We start from the raw sequence: 21,521 nt of genomic DNA on the forward strand, positions 1-21,521 counted from the left end.
GTTACGACTAGCGAAATTGCGCGAGGAACCGCAAGTCGTTGTCGAAGAACAGACGCAAGTCGTTCACGCCGTAACGGAGCATCGCCAGACGCTCGACGCCCATGCCGAAGGCAAAGCCGGAAAACTCTTCCGGGTCGATGCCGGACATGCGCAGCACGTTCGGGTGCACCATGCCGCAGCCCATGACTTCCAGCCAGCCGGTCTGCTTGCAGACGCGGCAGCCTTTACCGCTGCACATCACGCATTCCATGTCGACTTCAGCGGATGGCTCGGTGAACGGGAAGTACGAAGGACGGAAACGTACGGCCAGCTCTTTTTCGAAGAACACCCGCAGGAATTCTTCGATGGTGCCTTTGAGATCGGCGAAATTGATGTCGCGATCGACCAGCAGGCCTTCGACCTGGTGGAACATCGGCGAGTGGGTGATATCGGAGTCGCTGCGATACACACGGCCTGGGCAGACGATGCGGATCGGTGGCTGCTTGGACTCCATGGTGCGGACCTGTACCGGCGAGGTATGGGTGCGCAGCAGCATGTTCGCATTGAAATAGAAGGTGTCATGCATCGACCGGGCCGGGTGATGGCCTGGGATGTTGAGCGCTTCGAAGTTGTGATAATCGTCTTCGACCTCAGGGCCTTCGGCGATGCCGTAGCCAATGCGGGTGAAGAACTGTTCGACACGTTCCAGAGTCCGGGTTACCGGATGCAGACCACCGGAGGTCTGGCCACGGCCCGGCAACGTCACGTCAATGGATTCGGCAGACAGTTTGGCAGCCAGTTCGGCTTCTTCAAACAGAGCCATGCGCGCATTGAGAACGCCTGTGACACGTTCCTTGGCAACGTTGATCAGCGCGCCGACTTGCGGACGCTCTTCTGCCGGCAAATTCCCCAGGGTCTTCATCACCTGAGTCAATTCACCCTTCTTGCCAAGGTATTGAACCCGGATTTGCTCCAGGGCATTGATATCTTCAGCGCTTTGCACAGCCTCTAGTGCTTGAGAGACCAGCGCATCCAGGTTTTCCATGTACAGACTCCAGATACAAAATAGGGGAAGAGCTTGAAGGCTCTTCCCCTATTTAAGACGTTTACCACCTGACCCCACGGAAGTGAGGCCGGGTGATTGTCGGGGGTACTTAAGCCAAGGTGGCTTTAGCTTTCTCGACAATCGCAGCAAACACCGCTTTTTCGTTCACTGCCAGATCAGCCAGAACCTTACGGTCGATCTCGATGGACGCTTTTTTCAGGCCAGCGATGAAACGGCTGTAGGACAGACCGTTAACACGAGCACCAGCGTTGATACGAGCGATCCACAGAGCGCGGAACTGACGTTTTTTCTGACGACGGTCACGGTAGGCGTATTGGCCTGCCTTGATTACCGCTTGCTTGGCAACACGGAATACGCGGGAGCGTGCGCCGTAGTAGCCTTTAGCAAGTTTCAGAATTTTTTTGTGACGCTTACGGGCAATGACGCCACGCTTTACACGAGCCATGAGTTACTTCCTCTATTCTTGACTAAAATTAACGAAGGCGCAGCATGCGCTCGACTTTTGCCACGTCAGACGGATGCAGCAAGCTGCTACCGCGCAGTTGACGCTTACGCTTGGTCGACATTTTGGTCAGGATGTGGCTCTTGAAAGCGTGCTTGTGCTTGATACCGTTAGCAGTTTTCAGAAACCGCTTAGCAGCACCACTTTTGGTTTTCATTTTTGGCATGTTCGGATACTCCGCATTCAGTTGATAAACATAATCAGAAGGCCTGCCGTGCCCTGTTGATTACTTCTTCTTTTTCGGGGCGATGACCATTATCAGCTGGCGTCCTTCCATCTTAGGATGCTGTTCGACCGAACCGTACTCGAGCAGGTCACCTTCAACCCGCTTGAGGAGTTCCATCCCCAGCTCCTGGTGGGCCATCTCACGGCCGCGGAATCGCAAGGATACCTTGGCCCTGTCCCCGTCACTCAGGAAACGTACCAGGTTGCGCAGTTTTACCTGGTAATCCCCTTCCTCCGTCCCTGGACGAAACTTGATTTCTTTTACCTGAATCTGCTTCTGGTTTTTCTTCGCTGCTGCAATCTGCTTCTTCTTTTCGAAGATCGATTTGCCGTAGTCCATCACCCGGCAAACCGGTGGGACTGCGTCAGCAGAGATTTCTACCAGATCAAGCTTTGCTTCTTCAGCAATACGAAGCGCTTCATCAATCGAGACGATGCCAATCTGCTCGCCATCAGCGCCAATTAACCGAACCTCGCGTGCCGAGATATTCTCGTTGATCGGGGCTTTCGGTGCAGCTCGTTTATCTTGTCTCATTTCACGCTTAATAATAATTACTCCGAATCTGGGCGACCACGCCGGGAAACCGCTTGCGCGAGAAACTCAGCGAACTGGGCGACGGGCATCGAGCCCAGGTCAGCACCTTCACGAGTACGCACAGCGACAGTCTGCATCTCGACTTCCTTATCTCCGATAACCAAAAGATAGGGAACCTTGAGCAAAGTATGCTCGCGGATTTTAAAGCCGATCTTTTCATTTCTCAAGTCGGACTTGGCACGAAATCCGCTTTCGTTGAGAGTTTTTTCAACCTGAGCGACGAAATCTGCCTGTTTATCAGTGATATTCATGATCACAGCCTGGGTTGGCGCCAGCCACGCAGGGAACGCACCTTCGTAGTGCTCGATCAGAATCCCGACGAAACGCTCGAACGAACCGAGGATCGCACGGTGCAACATCACAGGGTGTTTGCGGCTGTTGTCTTCGGAGACGTATTCGGCGCCAAGACGGACAGGCAGGTTGAAATCGAGCTGCAAGGTACCACACTGCCACACACGACCGAGGCAATCTTTCAGCGAAAACTCGATCTTCGGACCGTAGAACGCACCCTCACCTGGCTGCAGATCGTACGGCAGACCAGCGGAATCAAGGGCTGCAGCCAGTGCCGCTTCGGCGCGATCCCACAATTCGTCGGAACCCACGCGTTTTTCCGGACGAGTGGACAGTTTCATCTCGACATCGGTGAAGCCGAAGTCGCGGTAAACATCCATGGTCAGCTTGATGAACGCTGCGGATTCGGCCTGCATCTGCTCTTCAGTGCAGAAGATGTGGGCGTCATCCTGGGTGAACGCACGCACACGCATGATGCCGTGCAGCGCGCCCGATGGCTCATTACGGTGGCAGGCACCAAATTCGGCCAGACGCATCGGCAGCTCGCGGTAGCTCTTCAGGCCTTGGTTGAACACCTGCACGTGGCACGGGCAGTTCATCGGCTTGATGGCGTAGTCGCGGCTTTCCGACTCGGTGGTGAACATGTTGTCGGCGTAGTTGGCCCAGTGCCCGGATTTCTCCCACAGGCTGCGATCGACCACTTGCGGGGTCTTGATCTCGAGGTAGCCGTTGTCACGCTGCACCTTGCGCATGTACTGCTCGAGCACCTGGTACAGGGTCCAGCCATTCGGGTGCCAGAACACCATGCCCGGCGCTTCTTCCTGGGTGTGAAACAGGCCCAGGCGCTTGCCGATCTTGCGGTGATCGCGTTTTTCCGCTTCTTCGATGCGCTGGATGTAAGCCGCCAGCTGCTTCTTGTCAGCCCAGGCGGTGCCGTAGACACGCTGCAGCTGCTCGTTCTTGGCATCACCGCGCCAGTAGGCACCGGACAACTTGGTCAGCTTGAAGGATTTCAGGAAACGGGTGTTCGGCACGTGCGGACCGCGGCACATGTCGACGTATTCTTCGTGGTAGTACAGACCCATGGCCTGTTCGTTCGGCATGTCCTCGACCAGGCGCAGCTTGTAGTCTTCGCCGCGAGCCTTGAACACTTCGATCACTTCGGCGCGCGGAGTGACTTTCTTGATGACGTCGTAATCTTTATCGATCAGCTGATGCATGCGCTGTTCGATGGCGGCCATGTCGTCCGGAGTAAAAGGACGCTCGAAAGCGATGTCGTAATAGAAGCCTTCATCGATGACCGGACCGATGACCATTTTGGCCGTCGGGTACAGCTGCTTGACTGCATGGCCAACCAGGTGCGCGCAAGAGTGGCGAATGATCTCCAGCCCCTCTTCATCCTTTGGCGTGATGATTTGCAGCGTCGCGTCGCAGTCGATGATGTCACAGGCGTCGACCAGCTTGCCGTTGACCTTGCCGGCCACGGTGGCCTTGGCCAGACCTGCACCAATGGATGCGGCGACCTCAGCTACGGAAACCGGGTGATCGAATGAACGTTGACTGCCGTCGGGAAGAGTAATAGTTGGCATGGCGCCTCCTCTCCTAGTGGTGACCCCTACCAAAGGTCACGTGGGTTGGGATGAGCCAGTACAAGATCCGATCCAGGCCATTCAATGACGAACGCCTGCCTTACAGCGGCAGGAGCCTTGCGGCCAACCGGAAAACCGAACCAGAGTGACTGGGATTCAAATCAGGTTTTTTCGCACGCTGACCGCTGCCGGGGCTGAAGGCCGTCCGGAGCCTGAGAGCGCTTGAGCCGGGCATGCTAGCACAGATGAGCGGCCATCGACGTCATCGAATTGATGTGCCGGTGATTCGCGCATTTTTGCGGTGCAAAGTGAACTTGGGATATACGCTTTGCCTCAAATAAGCTGAGAATCGTCGCCGATATCAAACCAGGAGTTTCAGACATGCGCCTTATCCGACTTTTTGCTTTCGCGGCCCCGCTGGCCCTGCTGCTGCCGCTGAGCGCCAACGCTGCGTGGCCTGCCGGCGTCAAAGCCAAATACATGAGCGACTGCACCAGCGCAGCCAGCAAAAGCGTCAATCCAGCCGAAGCGAACAAGCACTGCGCATGCGGCGCAGATGTTTTGGAGAAGAAATTCACCACTCAAGAAATTTCGCAATTGATGGATCCAAAAACGCCGCCAACTGCCGAACTGGGTCAGCGCGCACTGAAAGAAATCTCGGTTTGCCGAGTGCAGAAATAAGCGCTGACGAATGTTTTTTCGGGCGTCCAGCAGGCCAAAAACCGCCAAAAAGACCCCGAAATCGATAATTTACGCAGGTTTTATAGCTTTTTTTACACCCTCTTCTTTCGGCTGAAAGCCACTGAAACCGGGGCTTGCAGACATTTCAGAGGTTGAAATCGATGCAATATGAAAGCAAACAGCACGTCCGGGGGGCTACCAAAGCGAACATTTCGACTATGATACCCGGGTGTGCCCAGTTGGCCTGAGCAGCACAGTACTACTGAAAATATATGTTTCTTGGAGATACACCATGTCTAATCGCCAAACCGGCACCGTTAAATGGTTCAACGATGAAAAAGGCTTCGGCTTCATCACTCCTCAAGGTGGCGGTGACGACCTGTTCGTACACTTCAAAGCTATCGAATCCGACGGTTTCAAAAGCCTGAAAGAAGGCCAGACCGTCTCTTTCGTGGCTGAGAAAGGCCAAAAGGGTATGCAAGCTGCACAAGTTCGCCCAGAGTAATTTCCCGGCGCACTAAAAAAACCCCGTCCATGTGACGGGGTTTTTTATGCCTGCAGCAAAAGCTTTCTGCGATCAGCCGCAGTTGACGCGGGTGACCACCAGATTGGCGTCTGTATTCAGGTTCAAGCGATCGGAACGATACTCCAGAGTGATCATGTCGGTCGGCTTGAGGAAGCGGGCGTTTTGCGCGCCAGCCTTGACGCGAGCCTGATCGAGCAGTTCCGGCGAAGCTTTTTTACCGATGGCAAATTCCGCTGCCTTTGCTTCACAGCGGCTATGACCGGCATCGGTCGCCACAGGATCCTTTGCCGACTCGCTGGAGGTTGTGCTGCAACCGGCCAACATGGCGACGGCCATAAGTGCACCCAGAGACGCGAACTTCAAAGGCATGAAGCCTCCTTCTTTCAAATGGTTAAGCTGAGATCGTGCGACCGCCAATCCGGCGTTTGGTTTCACAGCGCATGCCATCACCCTGCCCCACGATCCGGAAAAACGCTGAGTCTGCCTGAAGCGCGGGCAGCGCATCCTCAGACAATCGTCACCGAATATTAACGAAGCTCAGTAGACGTCGATGTAATCGAACGGCGGATTCGGCCAGTTATCCTTCAGCGCATTGAAAATCTGCATGACCCAGACTTCATCACTGGCCGCGACGTTGCCGACATAACCCGAGCCCTTGGCCCATGTCTCCAGCCGAAACAGCAAGCCATCAATGTCCTGACCGCCCGTCACACCAGAAGAAATATAAGCAATCCCACCCTTGGTCACACGCAGCTGCGTGTGCGCATCATCACTGGCCGAGGCCAGTAACTGGCGCACAGCCTCAAGTGTCAGGCCGTCGGGGGTGTTCAAATCGATTTGCACAGCACATTCCTTGGTTCAGCCGGAAAAGACCAAGTGTCGCATAGCGTCGCGCTCATGCCTAAGTCGCAGTGCCAAACGCCCGACAAAGTGGTTAACTCGCTCTCAGACATTCCCGACTTTTCGAGCGCACTCATGAGCACCGTAAGCATTACCGCCGACATCAAGGTTCTATGGCCGAAGGGGCACAGTTCGTATAGCCCGGGCAGTCCAGAAGAGCTGGCGCTGATCAGCATCGAGCTGCTGGTCAAGACGATGGGAACCCAAGGCGCACAGACGTTTATCGCCCAGGTGCTGGAGCGCTATCAGCATGAGCACAAGGCCACGCAGGCCGCCGAGAAAGAGTAAAAACCCGCAGGCTGGCACCTGCGGGTCGCAGCCTTACTTCAAGCGCTTGAGACGTTCGGTCAGCAGATCGAAGAAGCCCTGAGCGTCGCCGTTCTCTACCCAGAATGCATTTTTCGGTTGCTTCAGGCCGTCGTACCAGTCGACCACGGTCTGGCCGAAAGTGATGCCCTCACGGCTGTCGATGGCCACGTTCACCGAGCGACCGGTGAACAGCTCAGGCTTGAGCAGGTAAGCGATCACGGTAGCGTCATGCACCGGGCCACCCGGGATGCCGTAGTGCTCCATGTCGCCTTTGATGTACTCGTTGAGGATGTCGCCAACAATCTTGCTCGCATTGTTGTTGAGCGCGGCAATCTGCTTCAGGCGGGCGTCGCTGGTGAGAATCTTGTGGGTCACGTCCAGCGGCAGGTAGGTCAGTTTCACGCCGCTCTTGAGCACCACTTCCGCCGCTTGCGGGTCCGCAAACAGGTTGAATTCAGCTACCGGGGTGATGTTGCCGCCATTGAAGTGCGCACCGCCCATGATCACCACTTCCTTGATGCCGTTGACGATCTCCGGCTCCTGGATCAGCGCCAGCGCGAGGTTGGTCTGTGGGCCGAGCATGGCGATGGTGATGCTGTGCGGCTTGGCATTTTTCAGGGTGTCGATCAGGTAGTTGACCGCATTGCCTTCGGCCAGGCCTTTTTTCGGTTCATGCACAGTGACACCCGACAGGCCTTCCTTGCCATGGATGTTCTCGGCATAGATCGGCGTGCGCATCAGCGGCTTCGGCGCACCGGCATAGACCGGCACGTCCTCGCGCCCTGCCCACTCACGGGCCAGACGTGCGTTGCGCGAAGTCTTGTCGAGGCGCACGTTGCCGGCCACGGTGGTCAATGCACGGATGTTCAGTTCGTCCGGCGAGGCCAGGGCGAACAGCAAGGCGACCACGTCGTCAGCACCGGGATCGGTGTCGATGATCAGGTCGATCTTTTCAGCGGCCTGAGCGCCGGTGGCGGAGATAAAAGACAAAAGCAGCAGACTCCGAAGCAATTGGTGCAGTTTTTGAGCATAGCGGTGCATGGCGCATTCCTTGTGCTGATGAAAATGTAAGGGTCGAAACCCGGTTAGAACGTAACGCCGGCCACCAGCACGATGTTGCAGTACGGCTGACATTCGCCGGTACGAACAATCGCCCGTGCCTGTCGGCTGAGGACCTTGAATTGCTCATGCGTCAGCAGATCGCGCCGACCTAGGGCACCCTCTTCTTGCAACTCATCCAGCGCGCTCAACGCCGTTGGCTGCTTGTCGAGGATCTCATTGGCCAGCACATGGCTTTCCACCTGCATCTCGCTGAGCACGACTTTCAGGGTGCTGACGAAATCCGGAACACCGTGGGTCAGCGCCAGATCGATCAATTCAACACCCGGTGGCACCGGCAGCCCGGCGTCACCGATGACCACCATGTCGCCATGCCCCAGGGAGGCGATCAGCCGCGACAAGGCGACATTGAGTAGAGGTGTCTTTTTCATGCGGGTTTGAACGCCTGTACGTCGGACATGGTTGGAATGGAAGGTTGCGCGCCGGCCCGGGTCACAGACAACGCGGCAGCAATCTGCCCGTAACGGATGGCTTCGGCTTCGGATTTGCCACTGGCCAGCGCTGCCGCAAACCCGCCAACGAAGGTATCCCCCGCCGCCGTGGTATCGACCGCTTTGACTTTCGGTGCTGGGAAATGCTCGAAGCCCTGGCCATTGGCGAACAGCGAGCCTTGCGCACCGAGGGTAATGATGACTTTGCCTGCGCCCATGGCGATCAGGTGGCTGGCCGCGCTTTGTGCGGTGTCCAGCGAATCCACGGGCAACCCGCTCAATGCAGCGGCTTCGCTTTCATTGGGAATCAGGTAGTCGATGGCGGCAAACCAGTCTGCCGGCAGCGGACGGCTGGCCGGCGCCGGGTTGAGGATCACGGTCTTGCCCAGCTCACGTGCACGCTTCAGCGCATGTCCCACCGTTGCATCGGGGATCTCGAGCTGACAAATCACGACGTCGGCGGCCTGCAGCACGGCGTCAAAGCGATCGATCACCGCCGGTGTCATTGCACCGTTGGCACCGGCGACAATCACGATGGCGTTCTGGCTGTTGTCGTCCACGACGATCAGCGCCACGCCACTGGTATCCTCCACGGTGCTCACTGCCTGACAATCGATCTGCTCGGCCAGCAACGCATCGCGCAATTGCACGCCGTAATCATCGTTGCCCACACAGCCAACCATCGCGACCTGCGCACCCAGGCGCGCAGCAGCCACTGCCTGATTGGCGCCCTTGCCGCCAGAGACGGTGGCGAAGGAATGACCGATCAGCGTTTCACCGCCCTTGGGCAGCCGCGGCGCCCGGGTCACCAGATCCATATTCAGGCTGCCTATTACCACTACATTTGCTGGCATACATCGCTACTCGTCAATTCGGTTTCAGCGGTACTCGGTAAACACGCCGGACAGCGGCGCAGTCGATTCGCGCAAGACAATACTCGGGGTCACGATCCGTTGATCGGTGACCAAGCCCGGGGTGGCAATTCTGCGCAGCAACACTTCGGCAGCCATCTCGCCCAACTGCAGGATCGACTGGCCGACCGTGGTCAGCGCCGGGTACACATAACGGCTCATCTGGATATCGTCGAAGCCGATCACGGACAGCTCGCTGGGCACCCGCACATTGCGCTCGGCCGCCGCACGGAGCACACCGATCCCGATCATGTCGTTACCAGCGAAAATCGCACTCGGCGGCTGGCTTTCGAGCAGGATCGCTGCGGCGTTGTAGCCACCGGTGCTGGTGAAGTCGCTTTCCAGCATGCGCTCCGGACGCACCTTGATGCCCGCCTCCTTCAACGCCCGGCAAAAACCGGCCTGACGCATTTGCGCCACGCTGGTGCCCGACGGGCCACCGATGGTGGCGATATCGCGATGCCCCAGCTCCAGCAGATGCCGGGTCGCCAGGTAGGCGCCATATTCATGATCGATGCGCACGAGATCCGCATCCACGCCTTCCAGCCCCCGGTCGACAATGACCATCGGCGTTTTTACACCAGCCAGCCCTTGGGCGAGTCCGGTGTCACCACCGGCGGAAGCAACGATAAGTCCGTCGATGCGTTTTTCCAGCAGCACACGTAAATAGCTGCGCTGTTTTTCCGGGTTGTCGTCAGAGTTGCAGAGGATCACACAGTAGCCGTTACGCTCGCAGTAATCCTCGATGCCCCGGGCCAACTCGGCAAAATACGGGTTAAGGCTGTTGGGCACCAATAAGCCAATGGTCGCAGTGGTCTTGGCTTTCAGCGAGCGCGCTACGGCACTGGGCACGTAGTCGAGGCTTTTGATGGCCGCCTCGACCTTCAGCCGCACTTCCTGGCTGACCGGGCGGGTCTTGTTCACCACATGAGAGACGGTCGTGTAGGAAATCCCCGCGAGCGCCGCCACATCCTTGATTGTTGCCATGACTTAGCCCCGTCGACTGGCGCGCTGACTGCGATAAGTATCGAGCACGACAGCGATGACAATCACCGCGCCGGTGATGATGCGTTTGGTCGGTTCCGTTGCACCGATCTGCGCCAGGCCGGCAGCCAGCACCGAGATGATCAACACACCGAAGAAGGTGCTGATCACCGAACCGCGCCCGCCCATCAGGCTGGTACCGCCGATGACCACGGCCGCGATCACTTGCAGCTCGAGACCGGAGCCGGCATTCGGATCTGCCGCTTCCAGGCGCGAAATCTGGAACAGCGCGGCGATCCCGGCCAGCAGGCCCATCAGGCTGAACACCAGAATCTTGTACGGCTTGGGGTTGATACCGGCCAGCCGCACGGCTTCTTCGTTGGTACCGATACCGATCAGGTAACGACCGAACACCGTACGCGTCAGCACCGCCTGCGCAATGATGATCACCAGCAAGGCAATGATGAACGACGGCGAGATGCCGAAGGCGATCGGGTTCGACAGCCAGGCAAACGAATCACCGATGTAGGCGGTGCGCGAACCGGTCATCTGGTACGCCAGACCGCGTGCCATTTCCAGCACACCCAGCGACACGATGAACGATGGAATTCGCCAGGCCACGGTGATCGACCCGGTGACCGTGCCGGCCAGCGCCGCCACTGCCATGCCGAGCAATGCGGACGGCAATACGCTCCAGCCCCAGCCGAGAATCGCCACGCTGACCGTCGAAGCGGCCAGCGCCAGCACCGAACCAACCGACAGGTCGATGCCGCCGATGATCAGCACGAAGGTCATGCCTACCGCCAGCACCATCAGATCGGGGATCTGGTTGGCCAGGGTACTGAAGGTGTTATAGGACAGAAAGTGGCTGCTCATGACCGAGAACAGCGCCACCATCGCCAACAAGGCACCGGCCAGGCCCAGATAGGTGCCCAGACCGTAGAAATTGCCACTACGTTTGCCGGCAGAAGATGCAGTTTTCATGGGAGTTCCCTAGGCGCCGCTTCATTGAGCAACGCATCACGTTTTTGGTAGCCGGCGAACGCGGCGGCAAGCAAATCATCCTGGGTCCAGCTGTCGCGCTCGAAGGTATCGATCAAACGCCCCGCTGAAAGCACACCGATCCGGTCGCAGATCAGCATCAGCTCACGCAGGTCACTGGACACCACCACCAGCGCCTTGCCCTGACGCGTCAACTCGCCCAGCAAGGCATAGATATCGAACTTGGCACCGACGTCGATGCCGCGAGTCGGCTCATCGAACAACAGCACCGAGCAATCGCGCTCCAGCCAACGCCCGATCACCACTTTCTGCTGATTGCCGCCGGACAGTTCCGACACCAATTGTGTCGGGCTCGAACTGCGAATACGCATGGCGTCGATCTGACGCTGAGCCAGGGAGATTTCGTCGCTGTTATTGACGAACCCGGCCCTGGAAATTTCCGGCATGTTGCCCAAGGCGATGTTGGCGCTGATCGACTGACTGAGCAGCAGGCCTTCGCCCTTGCGGTCTTCGGTAATCAGGGCAATGCCATGATTGACCGCATCAACCGGGGAACGCACGTTGACGACCTGCGCCGGCGAACCCAGAGCGATCGTGCCGCTGTCGGCCAGGTCGGCGCCGAAAATCAGCCGCAGCAACTCAGTGCGCCCGGCTCCGATCAGCCCGGAAATCCCGAAAATCTCGCCGGCACGCACTTCGAAGGAAACATCCCGCACCTTGTCGGAACGGGTCAGGCCTTTGACCGTCAACGCTGGCGCGCCGATTTTGCGGGGGCCCATGTCGATGTGTTCGCCCAGTTCGCGACCGACCATCAAGGTGACCAGTTGCTCACTGTTGTAGTTGGCCATCGGTTCGACGCAGACCAGATTGCCGTCACGCAGCACGGCAATGCGTTGCGCGACTCGGGCCAGCTCTTCGAGGCGGTGGGAGATATAGATGATCGACACGCCACGCGCCTGCAAGCGAGTGATCTGCTCGAAGAGCATTTCCACTTCACGGGCAGTGAGCATCGCCGTCGGCTCATCGAGGATCAGCACATGGCAATCGCCGATCAGGTTGCGCGCGATCTCGACCATCTGCTGATGCCCGATACCCAACTCGCCGACCAGGGTGTCCGGGTCGATGGCATCGAGGCCGACCTGCGCCATGGCTTCGATGGCGGCTTTGCGCAATTGCTTGCGGCTGATCCAGCCACCGTTGCTCGGCAGGTTGTCGAGAAACAGGTTTTCCGCCACCGACAGGGTCGGCAACAGATTGAGCTCTTGCATGACCATGCGCACGCCGAGTTCTTCGGCCTGGGTGCGGCTGCCCGGGCGATAGTCCTTGCCCTGGAACTGCATCTGGCCTGTGGTTGGCGTGACCAGACCACCGATGATCTTGGACAGCGTGCTTTTACCGGCACCATTCTCGCCGGTCAGCGCCAGCACTTCACCGCGCATCAGCGTCAAGTCGATGCCTGTGAGCACCGGCTGCGCATAGGTCTTGCCGATACCGCTGACCGAGAGGACAGCGTTCGGGGCGGAAACTGACATAAAAAACTCTCCATGCGCTCGCCCGGACGGACGAGCGCCGTTGTGTCGCCAGAAGACTTACTTGGTGACCAGCTCGACCGGCGTTTCGATCACGCCATTGGCACCACTGTCGACTTTCTCGCCCTTGATGATCTTCAGCGCGGTCTCGATGCCGAACACCGCTTGTTTGGCGGCATATTGGTCGGCAGTCGCCAGGACGCGGCCGTCCTTCAACATCGGCTTGATGGCGTTGATGTTGTCGTAGCCAACCACTTTGACCTGCCCCGCCTTGCCGGCAGCACGCACGGCAGAAACGGCGCCGACGGCCATGCTGTCGTTACCGGCCAGCAATGCTTTTACATCCGGGTATTCGCTGAGAATCGACGCGGCAACCTTGTTGCCCTTGTCAATCTCCCAATCACCGGATTGCAGCGAGACGACCTTGATCTGCGCCGCGTCCATCGCATCCTTGAAGCCGGCGGTGCGCTGCTGGGCGTTGGTGGTGGTGGATACGCCTTCGATGATGCCGACTTCGTCACCGGCCTTCAGTTGCTTGGCCAGGTATTCGCCGACCAGGCGTGCGCCCTTGCGGTTGTCCGGGCCAACGAATGGCACGCTGATACCTTTGCTTTTGACGACTGCCGGATCGAGCTGGTTGTCGATGTTGATCACGGTGATACCGGCGTCGACGGCTTTCTTGATCACCGGCACCATGGCCTTGGAGTCGGAAGGCGCGATGACCAGCGCATTGACCTTCGCCAGAATCATCTGCTCGACGATGCGGGTCTGGCCTGCGGTATCGGTCTCGTCCTTGATGCCGTTGGAGATCAGGTCGAAATCGGCGGAGTGTTCTTTCTGGTAGGCCTTGGCGCCGTCTTCCATGGTCAGGAAGAATTCGTTGGCCAGAGACTTCATGACCAGCGCGACTTTAGGTTTTTCAGGGGACTCGGCGAACGCCGAAGAGACAGGTAGTGCAGCGGCTGTGGCAGCCAGCATAGCGACAGCAAGAAGACGTCCAGCAAATGGCAGCTTCATGGGTTCACTCCGATCTTATGATTATTGTGAGCAACGCTTGCGCTGGCGTAAGCTTGATCGCTTTCTTCCGGGCATTGATACCTCGGGAAAGCCGCGCAAACGTTTGCGTAGATCGAACTATGCGAATCCCGCCGACATTTGTCAACAATCAGAAATCGTCACTTACTGCAGGGCGAATCATCTGATTCGCCCCCACTGCTTATGCCGTGGTGCTGACCAGGTTGCCGCTGGTGGAGTCCTTGGACATTTCCTTGACCAACGCTGCCGCGACTTCCATCAATGCGCCGCTGGTTTGCGCGATTTGCCCCTGAACGGACATGACCGCCTGCGACTTGGCCTCGGGCGTCGGATAACTCGCAGCCTGAGCCGCAGCCAGTTGCTGTTGCTGCTCCTGCAGTTGCTTCTGCAACTCCTGCATGCGCTTGAGCAACATTTTCACGGTGATGCTTAGACTATCGCCGCTGTCGGCGCTATCAGCATTGTTGGCTTCTTGCGCAGGACCACCGGTTCTGACCTGGTTGCTTTGCTCTTTTTCGACGCCCAGCGCCTCGTCGGAGGCATCCGCTTCCGCCTTGTTCATTGCATTGATCGTCGCTGCGGTTTTGCCGCCGATGGTGACGGTACCGGGATTGGCAATGCCGATCGTCAGTGACATGTGAACTCCCTAGATTTTTCAGTTTCCTTGAACACCCATCGGCCCGTAGATCGGTTTCTTTAGCAGATAGCCTGTAATCGACAACCCCATTTGCTCGACAGCGCTCGTAGTCCTTTTCGGAGAGCCGAACACGAAAGCCTCCTTTGTTCGGAAACCCGGATAAACGACTCACACCTGAATTTTCCCAATCAAAAAATATTGATTTAAATCAACAGGTTAAACATTTATCTCTCGCAAAGTACGGCTGGTACAGATCCTGCTCCCTAGCCTGCACCCCGAGCATTCAGATCGGCACGGGGCGCATCTAGATGAACCTGCATCAGCACCGTCTCACTACTAGAGAGAAAAATAATGAAATCTGCTTTCAACACCTTGGTTCCGGGCGCTTTGGCCCTCCTCCTGCTCCTGCCAACCGCCCTTCAAGCAAAAGAAGTCGAAACCCAGACCAAACTCGCCAACGTCGTGGTACTCGCCACGGGCGGTACCATTGCCGGTGCCGGCGCCAGCGCAGCCAACAGCGCCACTTATCAAGCGGCCAAGGTCGGCATTGAACAACTGATCGCCGGTATCCCCGAGCTGAACAAACTGGCGAACGTGCGTGGCGAACAGGTCATGCAGATCGCCTCGGAAAGCATCACCAACGACAACCTGCTGCAAATGGGCCGTCGCGTATCCGAACTGGCCGACAGCAAAGACGTCGATGGCATCGTCATCACCCACGGCACCGACACCCTGGAAGAAACCGCCTACTTCCTGAACCTGGTCGAGAAGACCGACAAGCCGATCATCGTCGTCGGCTCCATGCGCCCCGGCACCGCCATGTCAGCTGACGGCATGCTCAACCTGTACAACGCCGTTGCCGTCGCTAGCAGCAAGGATGCGCGCGGCAAAGGCGTACTGGTGACCATGAACGATGAAATCCAGTCCGGCCGCGACGTCAGCAAGATGATCAACATCAAGACCGAGGCGTTCAAAAGCCCTTGGGGTCCGCTGGGCATGGTGGTTGAAGGCAAATCCTACTGGTTCCGCCTGCCCGCCAAGCGTCACACCATGGATTCGGAATTCGACATCAAGAACATCAAGAGCCTGCCTGACGTAGAAATCGCCTACTCCTACGGCAACGTCGACGACACCGCTTACAAGGCACTGGCCCAAGCCGGCGCCAAAGCCATCATCCACGCCGGTACCGGCAATGGCTCGGTGTCTTCGCGCGTTGTGCCATCCCTGCAGGCCCTGCGTAAAGACGGCGTGCAGATCATCCGCTCGTCCCACGTCAACGCCGGCGGTTTCGTCCTGCGTAACGCTGAACAGCCTGACGACAAGTACGACTGGGTTGTCGCTCACGACCTGAACCCGCAAAAAGCCCGCATCCTGGCCATGGTCGCCCTGACCAAAACCAACGACAGCAAAGAGCTGCAACGGATGTTCTGGGAATACTGACTGCCCCTCGCCTGACCCTTTCCGGGTCGGGCAACTTGCTCACCACTCGCCGCATGGCGAGTGGTGTCAGCACCTACGTTCTACGCGACAATTTCGCACAAAATAATCGACCCGACTTACACCAAAACCGGAAAAGCGCTGTCAGAGGATTTTCTTGAATTTTAAGCAGTTGCGAAAATGCCTACAGTTAAATACTGTATGCACGTACAGCTTAATAAGGATAACCTCGTGGCCACCTCTCCTGATGCTCCTGACGCTTACGAACGCATGGGTATGCGCGTTCAGAAAATCATCAATTCTCCCACCGCACAAAAAGCCAAAGCCGCATTGATCTTCCGTTTGCCGGACGAGCCGATGGATGCCTGGGAGCAACTGCTCGAGGAAATCGACGAGAACGACAACGTCACACTCGCCTATCGCGACGATGGTGGCGTGCAGATTTTTTGGGTTGTGCCGAAGGAAGATTGATTCAATGAGTGTCCGCTGTTTTGCTCTGTTGTTGCTGTTCATTGCTTTTGGTGCCCAAGCCGGCGCGCCCCGCACGTTTTCCGAAGCCAAGAAGGTCGCCTGGAAACTGTACGCGCCACAGTCCACCGAGTTTTATTGCGGGTGCAAGTACACCGGCAACAAGGTGGACCTGAAGGCCTGCGGTTATGTGCCGCGTAAAAACGCCAAGCGCGCTTCGCGCATCGAGTGGGAGCACATCGTGCCGGCGTGGGAGTTCGGCCATCAGCGTCAATGCTGGCAGTCGGGCGGGCGCAAGAACTGCACTCGCTATGACCCGAGCTATCAGAAAGCCGAAGCCGATCTGCACAACCTCGTGCCGAGCATTGGCGAGGTCAATGGTGATCGCAGCAACTTCAGTTATGGCTGGCTGCCGGTGCAATCCGGCCAGTACGGATCCTGCCTGACCCAGGTCGATTTCAAGGCCAAGAAGGTCATGCCCCGGCCGTCGATTCGCGGCATGATCGCGCGCACCTATTTCTACATGAGCAAGCAATACGGCTTGCGCCTGTCGAAACAGGATCGCCAGCTGTATGAGGCGTGGGACAAGACGTACCCGGTGCAAGACTGGGAGCGCCAGCGCAACCAGAGCGTGGCGTGCGTGATGGGACGCGGCAACGAATTTGTCGGCCCGGTGAACCTGAAAGCCTGCGGCTGATCCTGCAGCCCAAAAGAAAAGGCCTCGAACGTAAAGTTCGAGGCCTTTTTTTTGCGCCTAGCTGCCCGCCTTGTTGTAGCGCCAGTACCCCATCAGGCTGAGCGACTCGTGCGGGATACCGCACGCCTTGATCAGGTGCTTGCGCAGTCGCATGACCGCGGCGCTTTCTCCGGCTATCCAGCCATAGAATCCTTCAGGGGCGGTATTGGCGATCTCCCAAAGAATGTCTTTGTCGATATCGACCTCAGCCAGTTCCGCAGCCTGAGCGACTGATGGCTCATCGGCCGGCGAGAAGGCCTGCTGCACCGCCTGCACCATCAGCGTTCCAGCCACTGTTGCAGGCGCCTGATCACGAACCAGCCACTGCACCGACAACCCGGGCCAGTCTGGCACCGAAAGCGTGTCTGCCGCGCTGTCGACTTCAAAATACGCCTGAGTCTGGGGTGGTTCGGCCGTGGCGGCCAACGCTTCGAGAATGCCTATGGCCGCCGGCAAAGCCGTGGCATCGGCCACCAGCAACACCTGCTTGAGCACCTGCGGCGGTTTCCATTCGAAGCCGCCGGCGTCCTGCGCGGAAAAACCGCAGTCGGGAGCAAGTATTTGCATCGAGGCACCCGGCTGCGCGTGCAGCGCCCAGCGCGAGGCGGGACCGGTCTCGCCGTGCAGGACAAAATCAATATCGACCTCGCCTTGCTCGGCGCGCAGATGACGAATGGTGTAAGTACGCATGGCCGGTCGACGACTTGCAAGCATCGAGCGAAAACGCGCGTACCACCCCTCCTCCTGCGCGAGCCTTGCGGGAGATCCATCTTCAGCAGGGAAAAACAGTTTGACGCGCTGGTCCGGCGCCCAAGTTGTCATGTCACTGATCGAAGGGTCGGCGAGCGTGATCCGCATCATGTGCGGGCTTACCAGGGTCTTGCGGTGCAGAACCGCATTGAAGAGTTTGTAGGGAGCAGTGGAAGCCATGCGGAGCGCCTGCAGAAATCGTGATTGACTCGTATAAGACGAGTTATCTGCGATGTCCTTTAAGCCGCTCCGCCGAATACGTTGTTTATGGCGCGAGCGGATGCTCCACGAGCACCGATTCGACATTCTGTTTCTTGGCCTTCACCAGCGCCGCATCCACTTGCACCTTGCGCGCTTCAGCCTCGGCCTGGGAGTTGAACGGACCAATCAGAATCCGCGTCTTGCCGCTGCTGTCCTTGATCACGGTCGGCACGAAAGCATGCTCGATCAACCAGCCACTCAGATCACTCACAGCCTGGGGCGTTTCGCCGCGTACTTCGAGGTCCCATTGCGGGGCGGAAGCTGCCGCAGGTGCTGCCGCGACTGCCGTTTTCGGCTTCGGTACGTCTACACTCTTGCCTTCACCACATCCTGCCAATGCCAGTGCCGCGACCATCCAGACCAATTTGCGCACAACGCTTTCCTCGAAAATCTCAAAGCGGCGATCTTATCATTCATAAATACTTCGCGAGGCCCGCAAAATGGGCACAAAACAACGAGATTGATGATTGCAGCCTCTGTATAGTTACGCCCTGGGAATTAATGCCGCATCTGCGCGTCAGAAAGAGGCACCCAAACCGTGAGACTTCGCACTAATCTATACGTACCACCGACCTCTGCACTGTCTGAATCAGGTGCCCTACAAAGCAATCAAGGAGAAGACCATGCTGATACTCACCCGCAAAGTCGGTGAAAGCATAAATATTGGTGATGACATTACGATCACCATCCTCGGCGTAAGCGGTCAGCAAGTTCGCATCGGCATCAACGCCCCGAAAAACGTTGCCGTACACCGTGAAGAAATCTATCAGCGCATCCAGGCTGGCCTGACCGCCCCGGACAAGCCACAAACACCCTGAGTCACCTCGCACTCAGTAGCCAGTTCGTTTGCCCTGCGTAATGACTGGCTAAAGATTCACGCGCCGTACTGCCATCCGCTCCCCAGTCCACTGGGCACGGCGCCTGACACAATCCCCCTCCGCTTCATTCTCTCCCTCCCCTCTCTTGCAACGCGATACTACCTGCGACTGCCAAGCCTGGCTGTCAGACATTTCCGAGAGGACACAGGGAATTGCTCCCTGTTAACCGAACGTCACGCCTCGGGCCATGCCGCTGGCCGCAATCACCATCAGCATCAACAGCAGCGCTTCGACATGGCTGATCCGCGCAAACAGCTTTGCATGTCCAGTATCGATCGCCTTACCCCGTGCAGACGCGATCCGCCATTTGATCAGGGTGATCATCGGCGCCAGCTCCAAGAGCAGAATCAGCACGAACAACGTCATCTTCAAATGGAACAGGGGTTGGTGCAGATAGTAGTCAGTGCCCTTTTCAAACCCGCCGAAGGCGCGCATGCCGCCGGTCACCAGCAGAATCAGCGCTGCAATCCCCCACAGATTATCGGCAAGCAAAACCCGCCTGACATCACCGGATCCAGTAGCCAGACGACTGAACGCCGTGCCACGGGTCAGCACAGCCCAGAACCCCAAGGCAAAAGCCAATAGATGGATAGCGGCAAGAAACCAGTGAACCAGCATCGACGAACTCCTTTGACAAAGCCCTGAAAAACGCCAATCAGTAGTAGTCGAAAAAACCCGATTGCGCCCGCACACCATCGTGGGACTGGAAAGCTTCGAGCAGGAAGAAAAGAGAGAAAAAGCGGGTTTCGCCAAATCGCAGGCAAAAAAAATCCCAAGCAGCTGATGGAAGCTTGGGATTTAAAAATGCATAAACCGTGGTGGTGAACGCAGGGCGGATGTTACTGAAGTTCACGACCAGCAACAAGATTTTTTTGATAACCGGTCGGTTCAAAATACCGGTAACCCCTTAAATATCCACACTTTTTCAACGGATCCAAAAATAAACAGAACTTCATATGAACGGATCGTGTTATTTCGAAACACGCTAAGCGCTCAAGGTAACTAAAGATGTGGAGGTATCGAGGGGAGTGCCTGGGGCAGGCTTTGGCAAATCGCAGACAACAAAAAAGGGCCCACCTTTCGGTGAGCCCTTCTAGACCGCCCAGCAGAGCGGATTTTGTTTGGTAGGCGCGATTGGACTCGAACCAACGACCCCCACCATGTCAAGGTGGTGCTCTAACCAACTGAGCTACGTGCCTGCTGTGAGGCGGCATTCTACGGAATTCCGAAGGGGTGTCAACACCTTTTTTTCACCTAACCCTATGAATATGCAAAATATTTAATTTCGGGCCGTTGAAGAAGATTTTTCCGGTGGCTGGCGGAGGTTTTTCAACTCGGGTAGGATCGGCTCACTCGTAAAATATATTAAACAGAGGCTGCAGGATGGCGAACACCCCTTACCCAGAGTCTTATTACGCTGCGTCGGCCAATGCCGTACCGCCACGTCCGACCTTGCAGGATGACGTGGAGACGGATGTCTGTGTGATCGGCGCCGGGTACACCGGGCTGTCCTCGGCGCTGTTCCTGCTGGAGAACGGCTTTCGCGTGACCGTGCTGGAAGCGGCCAAGGTCGGTTTCGGCGCGTCGGGGCGCAACGGCGGGCAGATCGTCAACAGCTATAGCCGGGACATTGACGTCATCGAGCGCAGCGTTGGCCCCAAGCAGGCGCAACTGCTCGGGCAGATGGCCTTCGAAGGGGGCCGGATCATTCGTGAGCGCGTTGCCAAGTACAACATCCAGTGCGACCTGAAGGACGGCGGCGTGTTCGCCGCGCTGACCGCCAAGCAGATGGGCCACCTGGAATCGCAGAAGCGTCTGTGGGAACGCTTCGGCCATACGCAACTGGAACTGCTCGACGAACGCCGCATCCGCGAGGTGGTTGCCTGCGATCAGTACGTCGGCGGCATGCTCGACATGAGCGGCGGGCACATCCATCCGCTGAACCTGGCGCTGGGTGAGGCCGCCGCCGTCGAATCCCTCGGCGGTACGATCTATGAGCAATCTCCCGCCGTACGCATCGAGCGCGGTGCCAACCCGGTGGTGCACACGCCGCAAGGCAAGGTCAGGGCCAAATTCATCATCGTTGCCGGCAACGCTTACCTCGGTAATCTGGTACCGGAACTGGCGGCCAAATCCATGCCCTGCGGCACCCAGGTGATCACCACCGAACCGCTGGGCGATGAACTGGCGAAATCCCTGCTGCCACAGGATTACTGCGTCGAAGACTGCAACTACCTGCTCGACTACTACCGCCTCACGGGCGACAAGCGCCTGATCTTCGGCGGCGGCGTGGTGTATGGCGCACGGGATCCGGCGAACATCGAAGCGATCATCCGCCCGAAAATGCTCAAGGCCTTCCCGCAACTGAAAAACGTGAAGATCGACTACGCCTGGACCGGCAACTTCCTGCTGACCCTGTCGCGCCTGCCGCAGGTCGGGCGTCTGGGCGACAACATTTATTATTCGCAGGGCTGCAGCGGCCACGGCGTGACCTACACGCATTTGGCAGGCAAGGTGCTGGCGGAGGCGTTGCGCGGCCAGGCTGAGCGCTTTGATGCGTTTGCCGACCTGCCGCACTATCCGTTCCCCGGCGGGCAGTTGCTGCGTACGCCATTTGCTGCGTTGGGCGCCTGGTATTACGGCTTGCGCGACAAATTCGGGATGTAAAAAAGGGCCGCTG

Annotated in this window: 27 protein-coding genes and 1 tRNA gene; 8 read left to right on the forward strand and 20 right to left on the reverse strand. The window is 57.7% G+C overall.

Annotated features, from left to right (window positions below; genetic code table 11):
- Positions 1-7 precede the first annotated feature (7 nt).
- The 5 genes from pheS to thrS all read right to left on the reverse strand — a co-directional run bounded on the left by pheS (position 8) and on the right by thrS (position 4,247).
- The gene (gene pheS, locus J5M57_RS02335) at positions 8-1,024 is read right to left on the reverse strand and encodes a phenylalanine--tRNA ligase subunit alpha (RefSeq protein ID WP_003226365.1); all 1,017 of its coding nucleotides are present in this window, start codon (positions 1,022-1,024) and stop codon (positions 8-10) included.
- Positions 1,025-1,133: 109 nt separating this feature from the next.
- Positions 1,134-1,490, reverse strand: a complete 357-nt coding sequence (gene rplT, locus J5M57_RS02340) for a 50S ribosomal protein L20 (RefSeq protein ID WP_007913489.1) — start codon at positions 1,488-1,490, stop codon at positions 1,134-1,136.
- Positions 1,491-1,518: 28 nt separating this feature from the next.
- The gene (gene rpmI / locus J5M57_RS02345) at positions 1,519-1,713 is read right to left on the reverse strand and encodes a 50S ribosomal protein L35 (protein ID WP_002553160.1); all 195 of its coding nucleotides are present in this window, start codon (positions 1,711-1,713) and stop codon (positions 1,519-1,521) included.
- 60 nt (positions 1,714-1,773) lie between these two features.
- Positions 1,774-2,325 carry a translation initiation factor IF-3 gene (gene infC / locus J5M57_RS02350; RefSeq protein ID WP_169843736.1) on the reverse strand — a complete coding sequence of 184 codons (552 nt, stop codon included), beginning with the start codon at positions 2,323-2,325 and terminating at the stop codon, positions 1,774-1,776.
- The gene (thrS, locus tag J5M57_RS02355; RefSeq protein WP_169843680.1) at positions 2,325-4,247 is read right to left on the reverse strand and encodes a threonine--tRNA ligase; all 1,923 of its coding nucleotides are present in this window, start codon (positions 4,245-4,247) and stop codon (positions 2,325-2,327) included. Before thrS ends, infC begins: the two co-directional genes overlap by 1 nt.
- Before the next feature lie 381 nt (positions 4,248-4,628).
- On the opposite strand from thrS, the gene J5M57_RS02360 reads away from it, so the two are divergent.
- Both J5M57_RS02360 and J5M57_RS02365 read left to right on the forward strand, forming a co-directional pair.
- Entirely contained in the window at positions 4,629-4,928 is a 300-nt protein-coding gene (locus J5M57_RS02360; RefSeq protein ID WP_135296196.1) for a hypothetical protein, read from the forward strand.
- 292 nt (positions 4,929-5,220) lie between these two features.
- Positions 5,221-5,433 carry a cold-shock protein gene (locus J5M57_RS02365; protein ID WP_003179963.1) on the forward strand — a complete coding sequence of 71 codons (213 nt, stop codon included), beginning with the start codon at positions 5,221-5,223 and terminating at the stop codon, positions 5,431-5,433.
- Between the two features lie 72 nt (positions 5,434-5,505).
- On the opposite strand, the gene J5M57_RS02370 is transcribed toward J5M57_RS02365, so the two are convergent.
- Positions 5,506-5,823 carry an I78 family peptidase inhibitor gene (locus J5M57_RS02370; RefSeq protein ID WP_064588296.1) on the reverse strand — a complete coding sequence of 106 codons (318 nt, stop codon included), beginning with the start codon at positions 5,821-5,823 and terminating at the stop codon, positions 5,506-5,508.
- Between the two features lie 168 nt (positions 5,824-5,991).
- Positions 5,992-6,297, reverse strand: coding sequence for a hypothetical protein (locus tag J5M57_RS02375; RefSeq protein ID WP_064588298.1), 306 nt, complete (start codon positions 6,295-6,297; stop codon positions 5,992-5,994).
- A gap of 132 nt (positions 6,298-6,429) precedes the next feature.
- On the opposite strand from J5M57_RS02375, the gene J5M57_RS02380 reads away from it, so the two are divergent.
- Positions 6,430-6,642, forward strand: coding sequence for a hypothetical protein (locus J5M57_RS02380; protein WP_169843678.1), 213 nt, complete (start codon positions 6,430-6,432; stop codon positions 6,640-6,642).
- Between the two features lie 33 nt (positions 6,643-6,675).
- On the opposite strand, the gene J5M57_RS02385 is transcribed toward J5M57_RS02380, so the two are convergent.
- The 8 genes from J5M57_RS02385 to J5M57_RS02420 form a co-directional block, all read right to left on the reverse strand.
- Complete coding sequence (locus J5M57_RS02385) at positions 6,676-7,704, reverse strand: nucleoside hydrolase (RefSeq protein ID WP_064588300.1); 1,029 nt, start codon at positions 7,702-7,704, stop codon at positions 6,676-6,678.
- A 44-nt stretch (positions 7,705-7,748) separates the two neighbouring features.
- Entirely contained in the window at positions 7,749-8,153 is a 405-nt protein-coding gene (gene rbsD, locus J5M57_RS02390; RefSeq protein WP_064588303.1) for a D-ribose pyranase, read from the reverse strand.
- Positions 8,150-9,067 carry a ribokinase gene (rbsK, locus tag J5M57_RS02395; RefSeq protein WP_207848821.1) on the reverse strand — a complete coding sequence of 306 codons (918 nt, stop codon included), beginning with the start codon at positions 9,065-9,067 and terminating at the stop codon, positions 8,150-8,152. The genes rbsD and rbsK overlap by 4 nt, the downstream gene beginning before the upstream one ends.
- 24 nt (positions 9,068-9,091) lie before the next feature.
- The gene (locus J5M57_RS02400) at positions 9,092-10,111 is read right to left on the reverse strand and encodes a LacI family DNA-binding transcriptional regulator (protein ID WP_064588307.1); all 1,020 of its coding nucleotides are present in this window, start codon (positions 10,109-10,111) and stop codon (positions 9,092-9,094) included.
- Between the two features lie 3 nt (positions 10,112-10,114).
- Positions 10,115-11,092, reverse strand: a complete 978-nt coding sequence (locus J5M57_RS02405; RefSeq protein WP_064588308.1) for an ABC transporter permease — start codon at positions 11,090-11,092, stop codon at positions 10,115-10,117.
- Positions 11,089-12,642 carry a sugar ABC transporter ATP-binding protein gene (locus J5M57_RS02410; RefSeq protein ID WP_064588310.1) on the reverse strand — a complete coding sequence of 518 codons (1,554 nt, stop codon included), beginning with the start codon at positions 12,640-12,642 and terminating at the stop codon, positions 11,089-11,091. The genes J5M57_RS02405 and J5M57_RS02410 overlap by 4 nt, the downstream gene beginning before the upstream one ends.
- 57 nt (positions 12,643-12,699) lie before the next feature.
- On the reverse strand, positions 12,700-13,656 hold the full coding sequence (locus J5M57_RS02415; protein ID WP_207848820.1) for a sugar ABC transporter substrate-binding protein: 957 nt from the start codon (positions 13,654-13,656) through the stop codon (positions 12,700-12,702).
- A 199-nt stretch (positions 13,657-13,855) separates the two neighbouring features.
- Positions 13,856-14,311, reverse strand: coding sequence for a hypothetical protein (locus J5M57_RS02420; protein WP_207848819.1), 456 nt, complete (start codon positions 14,309-14,311; stop codon positions 13,856-13,858).
- A gap of 351 nt (positions 14,312-14,662) precedes the next feature.
- Between J5M57_RS02420 and J5M57_RS02425 the strand changes: the two genes are divergently transcribed.
- The 3 genes from J5M57_RS02425 to J5M57_RS02435 all read left to right on the forward strand — a co-directional run bounded on the left by J5M57_RS02425 (position 14,663) and on the right by J5M57_RS02435 (position 16,913).
- Positions 14,663-15,751, forward strand: a complete 1,089-nt coding sequence (locus J5M57_RS02425) for an asparaginase (RefSeq protein ID WP_207848818.1) — start codon at positions 14,663-14,665, stop codon at positions 15,749-15,751.
- 177 nt (positions 15,752-15,928) lie between these two features.
- Positions 15,929-16,219 (forward strand): DUF1654 domain-containing protein, encoded by a 291-nt coding sequence (locus J5M57_RS02430; protein WP_083368488.1) that lies wholly within the window; start codon positions 15,929-15,931, stop codon positions 16,217-16,219.
- 4 nt (positions 16,220-16,223) lie between these two features.
- A complete protein-coding gene (locus J5M57_RS02435; RefSeq protein ID WP_083368487.1) occupies positions 16,224-16,913 on the forward strand; it encodes an endonuclease I family protein in 690 nt (229 codons plus the stop codon).
- 57 nt (positions 16,914-16,970) lie between these two features.
- On the opposite strand, the gene J5M57_RS02440 is transcribed toward J5M57_RS02435, so the two are convergent.
- Complete coding sequence (locus tag J5M57_RS02440) at positions 16,971-17,882, reverse strand: siderophore-interacting protein (protein WP_207848817.1); 912 nt, start codon at positions 17,880-17,882, stop codon at positions 16,971-16,973.
- 85 nt (positions 17,883-17,967) lie between these two features.
- Entirely contained in the window at positions 17,968-18,336 is a 369-nt protein-coding gene (locus J5M57_RS02445) for a penicillin-binding protein activator LpoB (protein WP_083368485.1), read from the reverse strand.
- Positions 18,337-18,586: 250 nt separating this feature from the next.
- On the opposite strand from J5M57_RS02445, the gene csrA reads away from it, so the two are divergent.
- A complete protein-coding gene (gene csrA / locus J5M57_RS02450) occupies positions 18,587-18,781 on the forward strand; it encodes a carbon storage regulator CsrA (protein ID WP_003179932.1) in 195 nt (64 codons plus the stop codon).
- 222 nt (positions 18,782-19,003) lie between these two features.
- Here the strand turns inward: csrA and J5M57_RS02455 are convergent, their stop codons facing one another.
- From J5M57_RS02455 to J5M57_RS02465, 3 genes are all read right to left on the reverse strand, one after another.
- The gene (locus J5M57_RS02455) at positions 19,004-19,459 is read right to left on the reverse strand and encodes a DUF2214 family protein (protein WP_207848816.1); all 456 of its coding nucleotides are present in this window, start codon (positions 19,457-19,459) and stop codon (positions 19,004-19,006) included.
- Between the two features lie 37 nt (positions 19,460-19,496).
- Positions 19,497-19,733, reverse strand: coding sequence for a hypothetical protein (locus tag J5M57_RS02460; RefSeq protein ID WP_169843670.1), 237 nt, complete (start codon positions 19,731-19,733; stop codon positions 19,497-19,499).
- A 230-nt stretch (positions 19,734-19,963) separates the two neighbouring features.
- Positions 19,964-20,040 (reverse strand) — tRNA-Val (locus J5M57_RS02465).
- A gap of 184 nt (positions 20,041-20,224) precedes the next feature.
- On the opposite strand from J5M57_RS02465, the gene J5M57_RS02470 reads away from it, so the two are divergent.
- Positions 20,225-21,508 carry an FAD-binding oxidoreductase gene (locus J5M57_RS02470; RefSeq protein WP_207848815.1) on the forward strand — a complete coding sequence of 428 codons (1,284 nt, stop codon included), beginning with the start codon at positions 20,225-20,227 and terminating at the stop codon, positions 21,506-21,508.
- The last annotated feature ends 13 nt before the right edge of the window (positions 21,509-21,521 follow it).

The sequence above is a fragment of the Pseudomonas sp. 86_A genome (assembly GCF_017491705.1).
Lineage (GTDB): Bacteria > Pseudomonadota > Gammaproteobacteria > Pseudomonadales > Pseudomonadaceae > Aquipseudomonas > Aquipseudomonas koreensis.